Consider the following 14,905-nt stretch of genomic DNA (forward strand, 5'->3'; position numbering starts at 1 on the left):
ACGGCGGGTGGCCCCGGCCCGGCGCCGGATGGGACAATGCGCGGGTGCCCTCTGCTACCTCCAACGCCTGGACCGACCTGACGACCCAGCTCCACCGCGCCGGCTACTACCCGGAGCTCGTCGCGGACGTCCTCGACCTCGCGGTCGCGGGGGAGGAGATCGTCTCGCACCTCGTGCTCCCCGAGACGACGTTCGACGCGACCGAGGTGCGCCGCCACCTCACGGTGCTCGTCCTCACCCCCACGCGGCTCGTCACGGCGCACGTCGACGACCACCCGGCGGACAGCGAGAACCCGTCGGCCTCCGCCGCCGCCACGACCGAGGCGGTGCCCCTGTCCGAGGTGCGGTCGGTCTCGCTCACGCACGTCGTGGCGGAGCCGCACGAGCACCGTGCGGGCACCGCGCCCCTCGAGGTCACGCTCGCGCTCGGCTGGGGCGCGGTCTCGCGCGTCGACCTCGAGCCCGCCGGCTGCCCCGACCCCGCGTGCGACGCCGACCACGGGCTCACCGGCCAGATCACGCCTGACGACGTCGTCGTCCGGGTGAGCGCCGAGGCGGAGGGCCGGGACGCCGTGCGGGCCGCGGTGGACTTCGCGCGGGCCCTGTCGCGCTCGACGACGCGGCACAGCGCCCGGTGAGCGAGGCACCCGCGGACGCGCCGGCCCCGGTCGCCGCCCCGGCGCTCCCTCCTGGTCTGCTCGCGCCCGAGTACGGGACGGGCGGCCTCGCGGCGGTCCTGCCCGCCGCCGCGGGCGCGCTGGGCGTGAGCCTGACGACGGCCACGGGGCTCGCGAGCGGGGCCGCGCGCAGCGCCCTCGACCTCCCGCGCGCCGAGCGCGTGTGCGTCGTGCTCGTCGACGGTCTCGGCCACCTCAACCTCGCCGAGCGCGCGGGTCACGCGCCGTTCCTGCGCTCGCTCCTGCCCGACGCGCGGCCCCTCACCTCGACGTTCCCCAGCACGACCGCCGCCGCGATCGGCGCGTTCGGCACGGGCACCGCGCCGGGCCGCACGGGCATGCTCGGGTACACGCAGCGCAACCCGGTGACGCGCGGCCTCGCCAACATGGTGTCGTGGGAGGGCGCTCCCGCGCCCGCCGAGCTCCAGCGCGAGGAGCCGGTGCTCGCGCGCCTGGCCGGGGCGGGTGTGGCGGTGACGTCGACCGGCCCGGCCCGGTTCGCCGGGTCGGGCATGACGGTCGCCGCGCTGCGCGGTGGCACGTACGCGCCTGCCGAGCCGCTGTCGGGGCGTGTCGACGCGGCCGTCCGCGCGCTGTCCCGGCCCGGGCTCGTCTACCTCTACTGGGGCGAGGTGGACAAGGCGGGCCACCACCACGGCAGCGCGTCGTGGCAGTGGGGCGACGAGCTCGAGGCGCTCGACCGCGAGCTCGCGCGCCTCGTGCGGTCCGTGCCGCGGGGCACCCTCGTCCTCGTCACCGCGGACCACGGCATGGTCGACGTCGACCCGGCGCTGCGCCGCGACGTCGCGACCGACCCAGCGCTCTCACGCGGCGTCGAGCTCGTCGGCGGCGAGCCGCGCGCCGTCCACGTGTACACCGAGCCCGGCCAGACGGCGGCCGTCGCCGCGCGCTGGCGCGACGTCCTGGGCGACGACGCGCTCGTGCTGGAGCGGGAAGAGGTGCTGGCGCGGGGCTTCCTCGGGCCCGCCCCCCGCCCCGAGGCCGTCGCCGCCGCCGGCGACGTCATGGTCGCGCTGCGAGGGCGGGCGACCGTCGTCGACTCGCGCACCCAGACGCCCGCGTCGCTCACGCTCCTGGGCGTGCACGGCTCGCTCACCGAGCGCGAGATGCGCGTGCCGCTGCTCGTCGCGGCCACCTGACCCGACCGCGCCCCGTCGTCCCGGAGCCACCGGCGCGACCGCACCGACCGACCTCGCGGAGGACCGCCGATGGCAGAGCTCGTCTTCTTCTCCGGGACCATGGACTGCGGCAAGTCCACCCTGGCGCTCCAGCTCGACCACAACCATGCCGCGCGGGGCCGGCGCGGGCTGATCTTCTCGCGCGACGACCGCGCCGGGACCGACCGGCTCTCCTCGCGCCTCGGTCTCGAGGTCGTCGCGCGCGAGGTCCACGACCACACCGACTTCTGGTCGCTCGTCACCGCCGAGCCGGAGCCCGTGGACTACCTCGTGTGCGACGAGGCGCAGTTCTACTCCCCGGCGCAGGTCGAGCAGCTCGCGCGCCTCGTCGACGAGACGGAGATCGACGTCTTCGCGTTCGGCATCACGGCCGACTTCCGCACGCGCCTGTTCCCGGGGTCCGCGCGCCTCATCGAGCTCGCGGACCGTGTCGAGGTCCTGCAGGTCGAGTCGCTGTGCTGGTGCGGTCGGCGCGCCACGCACAACGCGCGCACGGTGGACGGACGCATGGTGGTGGAGGGCGACCAGGTCGTCGTCGGGGACGTCCGGGCCGGCTCGGGGGAGATCGGCTACGAGGTGCTGTGCCGCCGCCACCACATGCGGCGCATGACGACGGCGGTCGCGCGCCGGCACGCGACGGAGGACGGGCTGCCGCTCGACCTGCCGCGCTGACGCGACGCGGTCGTCACTCGGGGCGGGCCCCGAAGACGATCTCGTCCCAGCTCGGGACCTTCGCGCGCGACCGGTTCTTCCCCTTGCGGGCCTCGCGCGCGGCCTGGGGCCGCGCGACGCTCGCGGAGCCGTCGGCGTCGGCGTCGGCCGGCGAGGGCCCGTCGTCGGCCGTGCCCGCCTGTCCGGGCGCGTCGGTCTCCGGGCGCGCGGGCTCGTCGTGACCGTCCGCGGACGCGTCGGCGACGACGGGGCTCTGCTGGGGTCGGATCGTCGGCAGGTGCACCACGGTCGCACCCGCGGGCAGACCGCCGGAGAAGCCGCCCTCGGGCTCGTCCTGCGCACGGCTCCCCGGGGCGAGCGGCCCGAATCCCTCGAACGGCTCCTGCCCCACGGTGTCGCCCGCGGGCGTCGGGTCCTTGCGCGGGCGCACGCCGCGCCGCTGGCTCAGGTCGTCGAGCAGCTCGGCCGTCCCGTCGTCGGCGGGCGGCGCGGACCGCAGTCCGCGGGCGCTGCGCGCGGTCGCGTCCACGTCGAACACCGCGACGGCCCCGGGGGCCGGGTCGCGCGGGGCGTCCGTCCCGGAGAGCCAGCGCGCCTCGTCGTCGAGCGCCTGCAGCGCGCGCGTCGCCGGGTCGTAGGTCCAGCGGGCGGTGCGCTCCCCGGTCCCGGCCTCGAACGTCGCCGTCACGACCCACGGCGAGCCGTGCTCGCGCGCGGCGCTCCACGCGACCGCGGCGGGGTCGACGTCGCGCGCGGCGAGCCGCTGCGCGACGAGCTCGCCCACCGTCGGGGAGTCCTCGTCGTGCCCCGGGCGCAGCCCGCGCACGCGCTCGACGACGTACTCCTGCTCGGCGACGACCGGACCGGCGAACCGGCGCACGTGCTCGACGCCGAGCCCCGCGGCCTCGGCGACCGCCTCCACGGAGTCCCCGGCGCGCAGGCGGGCCTGGATCTCCCGCGGGGCGAGGTTGCGCTCGCCCTCCGCGCGCAGGTGCTCCAGGTGCGGGCGGTCGCGCCGTACGGCCGCGCGCAGCGCCTCGGTGATGGGCAGCACGAACTGCGCGCCACCCGTCGCGCGCAGGACGAGGTGCTCCCCGTCCTCGTGCAGTCTCACCAGCTCCAGCTCGTCCATGGACCCTCCCGTGTCGCCGCGCCCGGTGGCGCTCGCGGTGCTGCTCGTGTGCCGCCCGTGTGCCGCTTGTGGTGCCGTCCCGGTCGCCCGGGGCCCGGCCGCGTGCCGGACCGCCGTGCGCCGTGGACCGCGACACCCGCGCCACCGCTCCCTCGAGGGTGCCATCGTCCCATCCCCGAGCCGCGCAGCACGCGCGGTGCGCCGCCCATTCGCACCGGTCCCACCCGGCCCCGGCCCGGCCCCTGCGGGCCGCGGCTGGGATGATGCGGAGGTGATCCTCGACCTCGTCCCCGGCGACGCCCTCGAGCTCGCCGGCGTGTTCTTCGCGGCGCTCTCCGGCGGGCTCGCCGCGGTGCGCAAGCGGTTCGACCTCGTCGGCGTCCTCGTGCTCGCCTGGGCCGCCGGCCTGGGCGGCGGGCTCCTGCGCGACGTCCTCATCGGGGCGATCCCGCCCGTCGGGATCTCCGACTGGCGGCTCGTGGCGGTCGCAGCCCTCGCCGGCGTCGTCACGTTCTTCTGGCACCCGCGGCTCGAGCAGCTGCGGCGCAGCATCATCGTGCTCGACGCCGGCGCCCTCGCCCTCTTCGTGCTGTCCGGCACCATGAAGGCGCTCGAGTACGGCGTCGGCCCGCTCGCGGCGGTCTTCGCCGGGGTGCTGACCGGGGTGGGGGGCGGCATCCTGCGGGACCTGCTGACCAACGAGGTGCCGCTGCTGTTCCAGGACAAGCAGCTGTACGCCATCCCGGCGCTCGCGGGCGCCGCGCTCACGGCGGCGCTCGCCGAGGCGGGCATGCTCGGCCCGTTCTCGCAGGCGGCGGTGCTCGCGCTCGTGTTCGGCTTCCGCCTCGTCTCGCTCCGCCTCGGCTGGTCCGCGCCCGGCCCGTGGGAGGGTCGCCGGGCACGCCGCGGGTCGGGCAGGATGTGAGCCGTGCGCCTCTTCATCGACGACCCCCGGCAGCCCGACGACGTCACCGTGGCCGACCTGCGCGACCTGGCCGAGCGCCTCGCGCGCGAGGCCGGCGAGCTGGTCCGCTCCGGACGCCCCGACCGCGTCGAGGTGGCCGCGACGAAGTCGACCGCGACCGACGTCGTGACGCGGATGGACGCCGACTCCGAGGCGCTGCTGCGCCGCGGCATCGCGGCCGCCCGCCCCGACGACGCGATCCTCGGCGAGGAGGAGGGCTCGTCGGCCGGGACGTCGGGCGTCACCTGGGTCATCGACCCGGTCGACGGCACGGTGAACTACCTCTACGGCGTCGCGTCGTACGCGGTGTCGGTCGCCGCGGTGGTCGGCCCGCCGGACCCGCTGGAGTGGACGGTGCTCGCCGGCGCGGTGCACTCCGTCGTCGACGACCGCACGTGGACGGCGGGGCTGGGGGCGGGGGCGACCCTCGACGGCCGGCCCGTGCATGTCAACGCCGAGACCGACCTCGGCCAGTGCCTCGTGGGCACGGGCTTCGGGTACGACGCCGACCGTCGCCGCGCGCAGGCCCGCGTGCTGCTCGACGTGCTGCCGCAGGTGCGCGACATCCGCCGCCTCGGCTCGGCCGCGATCGACCTGTGCCTCGTCGCCACGGGCGAGCTCGACCTCTACTACGAGCGCGGTCTCAACCCGTGGGACATGGCCGCGGGAGCGCTCGTCGCGCACGAGGCCGGGGCGCTCGTGACGGGCCTGCGGGGCCGCGCCGCGGACCGTGAGATGACGGTCGCGGGACCGCCCGAGGCGGCCGCCCGGCTCGTCCGGATCCTCGAGGACGCGGGAGCGGACTCCGACTCCTGACGGGGTGCCGTGCACCCGTGACCAACGACACCCGGGCGGGTGCCCGGCCACAGGGTGCATCACTCAGGGAAATGGTGCAGAATCCGGGGGCCCACCGGGAACAATTCCGGTGCGCCGCGCATTGATGAGCGTGCAGTGCCACGAACCCCCTCGGGGCACGACACGTCAGGGGGTGCCCCCGCACCCAGCACCCGTGCCGCCCGGCACGACCGGCCGTCGCCGGTGGTCCGGACGCGCACAGTCGCGATCGACGATATTCCGGAGAGTGACCCCACAGATGGCAACAGACTACGACGCCCCCCGCAAGAGTGAAGAGGAGCTCAGCGAGGACTCGCTCCAGGAGCTCCAGGCTCGTCGCTCCGACAAGAGCTCGGGCGTCGTTGACGAGGACGAGACCGAGGCGGCCGAAGGCTTCGAGCTGCCCGGTGCCGACCTGTCCGGCGAGGAGCTCTCCGTCCGGGTCCTTCCTCGTCAGGCGGACGAGTTCACGTGCGCGAGCTGTTTCCTCGTGCACCACCGCAGCCAGCTCGCCTACGAGAAGAACGGCCAGCAGATCTGCTCGGAGTGCGCTGCCTGACCCGCCGCGCACCACGGCCGACGGCCGCCGCCCCCTCCCCGGGGCGGCGGCCGTCGGCGTTCGCGGGCCTGGGCTCAGGCGGCGTGCGCGGCGCGGACCGCGTCGGCCAGGCGCTGCGGGTGCCGGGTCGAGACGAGCCAGTACGGCGTCGGGTCCTGCGGGTCCTCGAGCACCACGTGGACCCCGGTGCGCGCCCAGGCGCGCAGGCACACGTACGCGCGCGCGTCGAGGCGGGGGCCGAGCTGGACGCGCATCGCGTCGGCGTCGAGGGTCGTCACCTGGCCGAGCAGGGACGCCGGGACGTGGGCCCGCCCCGCCCGGAGCTCGCCGTCGGCGACCTCGACGACCGGCGACGTCCACCACAGCGCGACGACGCCCGCGACGGCGGCCAGGCCGCCGACGCCGAGCGCGATGGCGTGGCTCGCCGGCCACAGGGCGATCCCGAGGACGAGGGCGAAGCCGAGCGCCGCGGCCCAGCCGCCCACGCCCGGGACGAGGCGCTCGCGGTACGAGGCCGTGCTCGCGGCGCCGGAGGTCCCGGCGGGTCCGCGGGTCGGGGACGGGGTGCTGCGGTCGGCGGCGTCGGTCATGGGTCCATCATCCCAGCACCTCGTACCGTCGCCGACGTGCTCGCGGCGCTCCGCGCGCACTAGGCTCTGCGGGTGCCGAACCACCAGCAGCCCTCGACCGGCGACGTCGACGTCCTCATCACGCTCCTCGACGACGTCCCCCTGCCCGCCTACGCCCACCCGGGCGACGCGGGTGCGGACCTCGTGACGACCGTCGACGTCGAGCTGGCGCCGGGGGAGCGCGCCGTGGTCCCGACGGGCGTGTCGATCGCGCTGCCCGACGGCTACGCGGCGTTCGTGCACCCGCGCTCGGGTCTCGCGGCGAAGCACGGCCTCACGGTCGTCAACGCGCCGGGGACCGTGGACGCCGGGTACCGCGGCGAGATCAAGGTGACGCTGCTCAACACCGACGCGCGCGAGCCCGTCTTCCTGCGGCGCGGCGACCGGGTCGCGCAGCTCGTCGTCCAGAAGGTCGAGCGGGCGCGGTTCGTGCAGGCCGAGCGCCTGCCCGGCTCGCACCGCGGCGAGGGCGGGTTCGGGTCGAGCGGCGGCTGGACGCCCGCACCCTGACCGGCGCACCCGGGCCGCCGCTGCGCGGGCTAGTGTGGAATCAGTGCGGGGCGAGCGCCCCGTGAGGAGACCCGGCCGAGTGCCGGGCAGGTGAAGGAGTTCGTCCGTGGGTCTGTTCCGTCGCTCCAGGTCGTCCGAGCCGGCCGAGTCGCCCGAGCCGTCGGGCACGACGTCCGAGCAGGTCGGCGACGGCGCGCCCGCCCCGGAGGCGGCCGCCGAGGCCCCCGCGCGCGGCCCGTACGACTCCGCCCAGGTGCCCGAGCGCGGCCCGCGCCTCGACCTCGGCGCGGTGTGGCTCCCCGGCGTGCCGGGCATGGAGCTGCGCATGGAGGTCGACAAGAAGACCCAGCGCATCACGGGCGTGGCGTGCGCGGTCGGCGGCTCCGGGCTCCAGGTGCAGGCGTTCGCCGCGCCGCGCACCGAGGGCATCTGGGACGAGATCCGCGGCGAGATCGCGGCGTCCGTCACCAAGCAGGGCGGCACGGTCGACGACCTGCCGGGCCCGTTCGGGCGCGAGCTGCTCGCGCGCATCCCCGCGCAGACGCCGGACGGCCGCCCGGGCGTGCGGCCCGCGCGCTTCGTGGGCGTCGACGGCCCCCGCTGGTTCCTGCGCGGCGTGCTCACCGGCAAGGCCGCGGTCGACCCGGCCGAGGCGCGCCTGCTCGAGACCGTGTTCGCGAACATCGTCGTCGTGCGCGACCAGAACCCGCGCCCGCCGCGCGACCTGCTCACCCTGCACCTGCCGGGCAAGGGCCCGGAGGCCGCCCCGGCACCGACCCCGGCCGGTGCCCCCGAGACGCCGTCGTTCGACCCGCTGACCCGTGGGCCGGAGATCACGGAGATCCGCTGACATGGTCCCCACCCTGCGTGACGCCTGGCGCACCGCGCTCGCCTCCCAGGAGGAGCTCGCGGCCGACGAGGAGCGCACCGAGGCGGCCCGGCAGAAGGGCTGCCGTGCCGTCGCCGAGCTGCCCAACCGCCGCCGCGCGAAGATCTCCGGCGTCCTGCGGTCCGTCGTGCTCCGCCCGCGCGAGGGCGTGCCGACGGTCGAGGTCGAGCTCTTCGACGGGTCCGGCGTCGTCGACCTCGTCTGGCTCGGGCGCCGCCGGATCGCGGGCATCGAGCCCGGGCGCCGCGCGCTTGTCGAAGGGCTGGTGTGCGACGTCGACGGCCGCCGCACCATCTTCAACCCGCGCTACGAGCTGCTGGCCAAGCCGGGGGAGTGAGCCCGGCGGCCGTCGTGGACGGCCGTGCCGTACGATCCTGCGCACCCGACCCGGCCGCACCGGCCCTCCCGCCGGCGCCACCCACCCGAGCCCCGAGGACGCCACGACATGACGAGCAGCAGCGACGCGACCGGCGGCCCCGTGGGCGGGCGCCGCGACCCGGGACGCGTGCCCGAGCCCGTCGCGCACGACGCCGAGGTGGTCGAGACGGTCGTCGACGACGTCGCGGCGCCCGAGGACGGCCGCGCCCGCGGCGTGCGCGCCCTCGCAGGCGAGGACTTCTCGGTGGCCGACGCGATCGGCGGCGTGCGCGGGCTCGTGGAGTCCGTCGCGCCCGGGCTCGTGTTCGTCGTCGTCTACGTCGCGACGACCAACCTGCGCTGGGCGCTCGTCACGTCCGTCGCGGCCGCCCTCGTGGCCGTCGTCGCGCGCCTCGTCCAGCGCACGCCCGTGACGCAGGCGTTCGGCGGCCTGCTGGGCGTCGGCATCGGCGTCCTGTGGGCGTGGCGCTCGGGGGAGGCGCAGGACTACTTCGCGTGGGGCCTGTGGACCAACGCCGCGTACCTCGTCGCGCTCCTCGTGTCCGTGGTGGTCCGCTGGCCGCTCGTCGGGCTCGTCGTGGAGGGCTTCCGCAGCGGCTTCGGCGTGGGGACGGCGTCCGCCGGCACGACGGCGGACGCGACCGACGGCGAGCACCGCGAGGGCGCGGACGTGCCCACGCCGCAGCCCGCCGAGCCGGCGGCCGGGAGCGCGGGGGAGCCCGGCGCGTTCGCCCGCTGGGCGCGGGCGTGGCGGTCGGACCGCGCGCTCGTGCGCCGCTACACCGCCGCGACGTGGCTGTGGATCGGGCTCTTCGGAGCGCGTCTCGCGGTCCAGGTGCCGCTCTACCTCGACGGCGACGTCGGCTGGCTCGGCACCGCGCGCCTCGTCATGGGGATCCCGCTGTGGGCCCTCGTGCTGTGGCTCACGTGGATCCTGGTGCGCCGCCCCGCGACCGCCGGCCCGCGCCCCGCGGCGTAGCCGCCCCGTCGCCCAGGCCGCACCGTCGCGCGGTCCGCGCCGTCAGAGCAGGTCGCCGCCGAGCTCGGGAGCCTCGACGGGCGCGTCCGGCGCCGTCGGGCCGTCCTCGTCCTCGCCGGCGAGCAGCCGCGCGAGCGCGCCCTCGTCCGCCTCGTTCCCCGTGACGAGCAGGAGCTCGTCCCCGACCTCGAGCGTGTCGTCCGCGCTCGGCGCGATGGGGCGCGTGCCACGCACGATCGCCGCGAGCACGGTGTCCGCCGGCCAGCGCACCTCGCCCACGCGGCGACCGAGGAGCGGCGACGACGGCGGCAGCGTCACCTCGAGGATGTCCGCGCCGGACTGGTGGAACGTGAAGATGCGCACGAGGTCGCCCACGGCGACGGCCTCCTCGACCATCGCCGTCATGATGCGCGGCGTGGACACGGCGACGTCGACGCCCCACGACTCGTCGAACATCCACTCGTTCTTCGGGTTGTTGACGCGCGCGACCGTGCGCGGCACGCCGAACTCGGTCTTGGCGAGGAGCGACACGACGAGGTTCACCTTGTCGTCGCCCGTCGCGGCGACGATGACGTCGCACTCGTCGACCTTCGCCTCGGCGAGCGACGACAGCTCGCACGCGTCGGCGAGGAGCCAGTCGGCGTCCGCGACCTGCGCGACGCGCATCGCCGCGGGCTGCTTGTCGACGAGCATGACCTCGTGGTCGTGGCTGAGGAGCTCGCGGGCGATCGAGCGGCCGACGGAGCCCGCCCCGGCGATGACGACGCGCATCACTCGGCCTCGACCTTCGGTGCGTGGGTGAGCTTGCGTTCGACGACGGCGGCCCGCTCGTCGTCCATGAGCACGTGCAGCACGTCGTTCTCCTGCAGGACGGTGCGGTCGGTGACGAGGACGCCGTCGCCGAAGCGGCTGACGAACGCGACGCGCGCCTCGGTCGCGTCCTCGATGGCGCGCACGGTGCGGCCGATCCAGCCGGGGTGGAAGTCGACCTGGGCGAGCCGCACGCGCCCGGACGGGTCGCGGTACTCGTCGGTCGCGCCGAACGGGAGCATGCGGCGCAGCACCTGGTCGGAGGTCCAGCGCACGGTCGCCACGGTCGGGATGCCGAGCCGCTGGTAGATCTCGGCGCGCTGCGGGTCGTAGATGCGCGCGACGACCTTCTCGACGCCGAACGTCTCGCGGACCACGCGCGCGGACAGGATGTTCGAGTTGTCGCCGTCGGAGACGGCGGCGAACGCGTACGCGTCCTCGATCCCGGCCTGCACGAGCGTGTCGCGGTCGAAGCCGACGCCGGTCACCTTCTTGCCCGTGAACTCCGCGGGCAGGCGCCGGAACGCGTCGGGGTTCTGGTCGACGACGGCGACCGAGTGGCCGCTCGACTCGAGGGACTGGGCGAGCGTCGCACCGACGCGCCCGCAGCCCATGATCACGAAGTGCACGCACCGAACGCTACCGCCCGCAGGGCCCGCGAGCGCGCACCAGCGCGACCGGGCGCCGTCGGGCATAGCATGTGGCCTCGTGTCGGAGATCGCTGATGCCGCGAAGCGGCTGCTGCTCGGACGGCCTGTCCGTTCCGAGCACCTGGGGCACACGCTGCTCCCCAAGCGCGTCGCGCTGCCCGTGTTCGCGTCCGACGCGCTCTCGTCCGTCGCGTACGCCCCGGACGAGATCCTCCTGACGCTCGCGCTCGCGGGCCTCAGCGCGACGATGATCTCGCCGTGGGTCGGTCTCGCGGTCGTGGTCGTGCTGCTCACGGTCGTCGCGTCGTACCGCCAGAACGTGCGGGCGTACCCGTCGGGCGGCGGCGACTACGAGGTCGCGACGGTCAACCTCGGCCCGACGGCGGGCGTCGGCGTCGCCTCGGCCCTCATGGTCGACTACGTGCTCACGGTCGCGGTCTCGATCTCCTCGGGCGCGCAGTACGCCGCGAGCGCGATCCCCGCGCTGCGCGACCACGAGGCGGCGTTCGCGATCGGGCTCGTCGTGCTGCTCACGCTCGTCAACCTGCGCGGGGTGAAGGAGTCGGGCACCTTCTTCGCGATCCCCGTCTACCTCTTCATGCTCGCGATCGGCACGACGGCGGTCGTCGGCTTCTTCCAGTACGTCACCGGCAACCTCGGCCCGGCGGAGAGCGCGGAGTTCGAGCTCACGGCGGAGAGCGGGTTCGACCAGGGGCTCATGGGCATCGCGGGCGCGTTCCTGGTGGCGCGCGCGTTCGCGTCCGGCTGCGCCGCCCTCACGGGCGTCGAGGCCATCAGCAACGGCGTGCCCGCGTTCCGCAAGCCCAAGTCGCGCAACGCGGCCACGACGCTCGCCCTGCTGGGCGGCATCTCGGCGGCGATGATGCTCTCCATCCTCTTCCTCGCCCGGGCGACGGGCGTGCACTACGCGGAGGACCCGCACGCGCAGCTCTCGCTCAACGGCGAGCCGCTCCCGGTCGACTACGTGCAGCACCCCGTGATCGGGCAGCTCGCGGAGACGGTGTTCAGCGGCGCCCCGATCCTGTTCTACGTCGTGTCGGCCGTGACGGGGCTCATCCTCGTGCTCGCGGCCAACACCGCGTTCAACGGGTTCCCGGTGCTCGGCTCGATCCTCGCCAAGGACGGCTACCTCCCGCGCCAGCTCCACACGCGCGGCGACCGCCTCGCGTTCTCGAACGGGATCATCACGCTCGCGGTCGCGGCGATCGTGCTCATCTGGGCCTTCGACGCCGAGGTGACGCGCCTGATCCAGCTCTACATCGTGGGCGTGTTCGTGTCCTTCACGCTGTCCCAGCTGGGCATGGTGCGGCACTGGACCCGCGCGCTGCGCACCGAGCACCAGCCGCGCGAGCGGTCCCGCATGCGCCGCTCGCGCGTCGTGAACACCGTGGGCCTCGGCATGACGGGCACGGTGCTCGTCATCGTGCTCCTCACGAAGTTCACGCACGGCGCGTGGATCGCGATCCTCGCGATGGCGATCGTCTTCGTGCTCATGAAGTCGATCCGCAAGCACTACGACACGGTGCGTGACGAGCTCGCGCTCGGCGACGACGCCGCGGCCGCCCGCGCGCTGCCGAGCCGCGTGCACGCGATCGTGCTCGTCTCGAAGATCCACCGCCCGACGATGCGGGCGCTCGCGTACGCGCGGGCGTCACGGCCGTCGGTGCTCGAGGCCGTCACCGTCGGCGTCGACGCCGAGGACGTCGAGGACCTCATGCGGCAGTGGGAGGCTCTCGACCTCCCGGTGCCGCTGCGCGTGCTGGACTCGCCGTTCCGCGAGATCACGCGCCCCGTGCTGTCGTACGTGCGGTCGGTCCGCCGCGAGTCCCCGCGCGACCTGGTGGTCGTCTACATCCCCGAGTACGTCGTCGGGCACTGGTGGGAGCAGCTCCTGCACAACCAGAGCGCGCTGCGCCTCAAGGGCCGGCTCCTCTTCACGCCGGGCGTCGTCGTGGCGTCCGTGCCGTGGCAGCTCTCCTCGACGGAGGGGCAGACCGGGCTCGAGGGCGAGGGCTTCCGCCAGCGCTTCACCGGGTACTGATCGCGCCGGCGCGACCCCCGGAGGAGGCCCGGTCCCGACGTCGGGGCCGGGCCTTCGTGCGTCCGCGGCGGGGGCCGGCGGGAAGCCGGGGGAGAGTGCGGGGGGAGCGCGCGGGAGAGTCCGGGATACTGGGGGCATGCCGTCCTCCTCGCGTGGTCCTGCCGTGCCCTCCGACCGACCGTCCGACCCCGGCGCGGGTCGTCCCGAGCGCGCGCCGCGCCGGTCCGGCCGACGACCCGGCCGGCAGACCCGGCAGTCGCCGCGCGTGCTCCCTCGACCTGAGGTCGAGGTCGAGCTCGAGGTCGGCCCGGTGGCGCACGGCGGTCACTGCGTGGCACGGCACGAGGGCCGGGTCGTCTTCGTGCGGCACGCCCTGCCGGGCGAGCGCGTGCGCGCCCGCGTCACCGAGGGCGGCGACGCCGCGACGTTCTGGCGCGCCGACGCGGTCGAGGTCCTCGAGGCGTCGCCCGACCGCGTGCCGTCCGCGTGGCCGGAGGCCGGTCCGGGCGGCGTGGGCGGCGGGGAGCTCGCGCACGTCGCGCTCGGCGCGCAGCGGCGGTGGAAGCGCGACGTCCTGGCCGAGCAGCTGCGCCGCCTCGCGCACGTGGACCTGGACGATCTTCACCCTCAGGTAGAGGTCGAGGGTCTGCCGGGGGACGACGAGCGCGGCGGCCTCGCCTACCGCACGCGCGTGGACCTCGTGGCCGACGGCGGCGGCCGCGCCGGGATGCACCGCTTCCGCTCGCACACCGTCGTCCCGCTCGACGCGATGCCGCTCGCGAGCGAGGACGTCGCCGACCTCGCGGCCCACGAGAAGGTCTTCACCCGCTCGTGGCGCCCGGGCACCCGGATCGAGCTCGTCGCGCCCGTCGGGTCCGCGCCGGTCCTGCTCGTCGACGGCGAGCCCTGGCGCGGGGGGTCGCCCGACCACCGGCCCAACGCGCGGCGCAGCGTCACCGAGCGCGTGGTGCTCGGCGACCGCGAGCACACGTACCGGGTCGCCGCGGACGGGTTCTGGCAGGTCCACCGCGAGGCGCCCGCCGCCCTGACGCGCGCGGTGCTCGACGGCGTCGGTGACGTCGACGGCGCGCGCGTGCTCGACCTCTACTCGGGGGCCGGGCTGTTCACGTCGCCGCTCGCGGCCGCCGTCGGGGACGCGGGCACCGTGCTCGCGGTCGAGGGCGACGAGCGGGCCGTGCGCGACGCTCGGCGCAACGCGCACGGGCTCGACCGGGTCGAGCTGCGGCACGGGCCGGTCGAGCAGGTGCTCGCCCAGGACGGGAGCGGCGCGGACGTCGTCGTGCTCGACCCGCCCCGCGTCGGTGCCGGGCGCGCCGTCGTCGAGGCCGTCGCGGGCCGCGAGCCGTCACGCGTCGTCTACGTCGCGTGCGACCCGGCCGCCCTCGCGCGCGACGTGTCGTACCTCGCGGAGCACGGCTACGGGCTCACCTCGCTGCGCGCGTTCGACCTCTTCCCCATGACCCACCACCTGGAGGCGGTGGCGGTCCTCACGCGCTGACCGCGTGGCGGCGCGGGCGCGCCGCTACGGGCGCATGATGAGGGGGAGACCCCTACGAGCACGGACGGTGAGGCGCGCATGACGAGCACGGCGGCGACGGGGACCCGAACGGTCGTCCGGGCGGCGAGCCAGGACGGGCCCGGCGACGGTCCGGACGACGTCCGGGACGTCGTCGGCGTGGGCGTCCTGATGCCGAACGGGCGGCTCGCGGGCCGGAGCTTCGCGTCGCGCGCCGAGGCGGAGGCGTGGGCGCGGCCCGAGGAGGGGGAGCAGGTCGTCGAGCTCAACGTCCTGTGCGACTGCGACCTCTGAGCCGTCGCCGACCCATATATCTTGACGTCAAGATATATGGGGTATGCTGGTCGCGGTGCAGGTCGCAGCGGGTCGTGGACGAGCCGCCGGCCACCGCCCCGCCCGTCCTCCGGGACGCGGCCGGAGCGGC

Annotated in this window: 17 protein-coding genes; 13 read left to right on the forward strand and 4 right to left on the reverse strand. The window is 75.7% G+C overall.

Features of this window, described 5'->3' with window-relative positions; translation table 11 throughout:
- The first annotated feature begins 44 nt into the window (after positions 1-44).
- From RSE42_RS08670 to RSE42_RS08680, 3 genes are all read left to right on the forward strand, one after another.
- Complete coding sequence (locus RSE42_RS08670; RefSeq protein WP_074806042.1) at positions 45-638, forward strand: DUF5998 family protein; 594 nt, start codon at positions 45-47, stop codon at positions 636-638.
- Positions 635-1,837 carry an alkaline phosphatase family protein gene (locus RSE42_RS08675; protein ID WP_415298636.1) on the forward strand — a complete coding sequence of 401 codons (1,203 nt, stop codon included), beginning with the start codon at positions 635-637 and terminating at the stop codon, positions 1,835-1,837. The genes RSE42_RS08670 and RSE42_RS08675 overlap by 4 nt, the downstream gene beginning before the upstream one ends.
- 69 nt (positions 1,838-1,906) lie before the next feature.
- Entirely contained in the window at positions 1,907-2,548 is a 642-nt protein-coding gene (locus tag RSE42_RS08680) for a thymidine kinase (protein ID WP_175008649.1), read from the forward strand.
- Positions 2,549-2,561: 13 nt separating this feature from the next.
- Here the strand turns inward: RSE42_RS08680 and sepH are convergent, their stop codons facing one another.
- A complete protein-coding gene (sepH, locus tag RSE42_RS08685; protein ID WP_354050587.1) occupies positions 2,562-3,680 on the reverse strand; it encodes a septation protein SepH in 1,119 nt (372 codons plus the stop codon).
- Positions 3,681-3,951: 271 nt separating this feature from the next.
- Between sepH and RSE42_RS08690 the strand changes: the two genes are divergently transcribed.
- The 3 genes from RSE42_RS08690 (at position 3,952) to RSE42_RS08700 (ending at position 6,037) form a co-directional block, all read left to right on the forward strand.
- Positions 3,952-4,605 carry a trimeric intracellular cation channel family protein gene (locus RSE42_RS08690; protein ID WP_074806054.1) on the forward strand — a complete coding sequence of 218 codons (654 nt, stop codon included), beginning with the start codon at positions 3,952-3,954 and terminating at the stop codon, positions 4,603-4,605.
- A gap of 3 nt (positions 4,606-4,608) precedes the next feature.
- Positions 4,609-5,460: an inositol monophosphatase family protein gene (locus RSE42_RS08695; RefSeq protein ID WP_255434779.1), complete on the forward strand. Its 852-nt coding sequence runs from the start codon at positions 4,609-4,611 to the stop codon at positions 5,458-5,460.
- 277 nt (positions 5,461-5,737) lie between these two features.
- On the forward strand, positions 5,738-6,037 hold the full coding sequence (locus RSE42_RS08700) for a DUF4193 domain-containing protein (protein WP_021483601.1): 300 nt from the start codon (positions 5,738-5,740) through the stop codon (positions 6,035-6,037).
- A gap of 74 nt (positions 6,038-6,111) precedes the next feature.
- On the opposite strand, the gene RSE42_RS08705 is transcribed toward RSE42_RS08700, so the two are convergent.
- Positions 6,112-6,627 (reverse strand): DUF3093 domain-containing protein, encoded by a 516-nt coding sequence (locus tag RSE42_RS08705; RefSeq protein ID WP_074806057.1) that lies wholly within the window; start codon positions 6,625-6,627, stop codon positions 6,112-6,114.
- A gap of 72 nt (positions 6,628-6,699) precedes the next feature.
- Here RSE42_RS08705 and dut point away from each other — a divergent pair, with 72 nt between their 5' ends.
- The 4 genes from dut to RSE42_RS08725 all read left to right on the forward strand — a co-directional run bounded on the left by dut (position 6,700) and on the right by RSE42_RS08725 (position 9,422).
- On the forward strand, positions 6,700-7,176 hold the full coding sequence (gene dut / locus RSE42_RS08710) for a dUTP diphosphatase (protein ID WP_415298639.1): 477 nt from the start codon (positions 6,700-6,702) through the stop codon (positions 7,174-7,176).
- A 106-nt stretch (positions 7,177-7,282) separates the two neighbouring features.
- Positions 7,283-8,026: a DUF3710 domain-containing protein gene (locus RSE42_RS08715; protein WP_061268206.1), complete on the forward strand. Its 744-nt coding sequence runs from the start codon at positions 7,283-7,285 to the stop codon at positions 8,024-8,026.
- A gap of 1 nt (position 8,027) precedes the next feature.
- Complete coding sequence (locus tag RSE42_RS08720; protein WP_034652381.1) at positions 8,028-8,402, forward strand: OB-fold nucleic acid binding domain-containing protein; 375 nt, start codon at positions 8,028-8,030, stop codon at positions 8,400-8,402.
- Positions 8,403-8,510: 108 nt separating this feature from the next.
- Positions 8,511-9,422 carry a DUF3159 domain-containing protein gene (locus tag RSE42_RS08725; protein WP_144682607.1) on the forward strand — a complete coding sequence of 304 codons (912 nt, stop codon included), beginning with the start codon at positions 8,511-8,513 and terminating at the stop codon, positions 9,420-9,422.
- A gap of 42 nt (positions 9,423-9,464) precedes the next feature.
- On the opposite strand, the gene RSE42_RS08730 is transcribed toward RSE42_RS08725, so the two are convergent.
- Both RSE42_RS08730 and RSE42_RS08735 read right to left on the reverse strand, forming a co-directional pair.
- Complete coding sequence (locus RSE42_RS08730; RefSeq protein WP_085388779.1) at positions 9,465-10,193, reverse strand: potassium channel family protein; 729 nt, start codon at positions 10,191-10,193, stop codon at positions 9,465-9,467.
- Positions 10,193-10,846 carry a potassium channel family protein gene (locus RSE42_RS08735; protein WP_031316042.1) on the reverse strand — a complete coding sequence of 218 codons (654 nt, stop codon included), beginning with the start codon at positions 10,844-10,846 and terminating at the stop codon, positions 10,193-10,195. Before RSE42_RS08735 ends, RSE42_RS08730 begins: the two co-directional genes overlap by 1 nt.
- A 94-nt stretch (positions 10,847-10,940) precedes the next feature.
- On the opposite strand from RSE42_RS08735, the gene RSE42_RS08740 reads away from it, so the two are divergent.
- The 3 genes from RSE42_RS08740 to RSE42_RS08750 all read left to right on the forward strand — a co-directional run bounded on the left by RSE42_RS08740 (position 10,941) and on the right by RSE42_RS08750 (position 14,775).
- Entirely contained in the window at positions 10,941-12,944 is a 2,004-nt protein-coding gene (locus RSE42_RS08740; protein ID WP_034652378.1) for an APC family permease, read from the forward strand.
- 265 nt (positions 12,945-13,209) lie between these two features.
- Positions 13,210-14,463: a class I SAM-dependent RNA methyltransferase gene (locus tag RSE42_RS08745; protein ID WP_415298642.1), complete on the forward strand. Its 1,254-nt coding sequence runs from the start codon at positions 13,210-13,212 to the stop codon at positions 14,461-14,463.
- 78 nt (positions 14,464-14,541) lie between these two features.
- Positions 14,542-14,775 carry a hypothetical protein gene (locus RSE42_RS08750; RefSeq protein WP_034652372.1) on the forward strand — a complete coding sequence of 78 codons (234 nt, stop codon included), beginning with the start codon at positions 14,542-14,544 and terminating at the stop codon, positions 14,773-14,775.
- Positions 14,776-14,905 lie beyond the last annotated feature (130 nt).

This window comes from Cellulosimicrobium sp. SJTW-1 (genome assembly GCF_047716875.1).
GTDB classification, from domain to species: Bacteria; Actinomycetota; Actinomycetes; order Actinomycetales; family Cellulomonadaceae; genus Cellulosimicrobium; species Cellulosimicrobium funkei.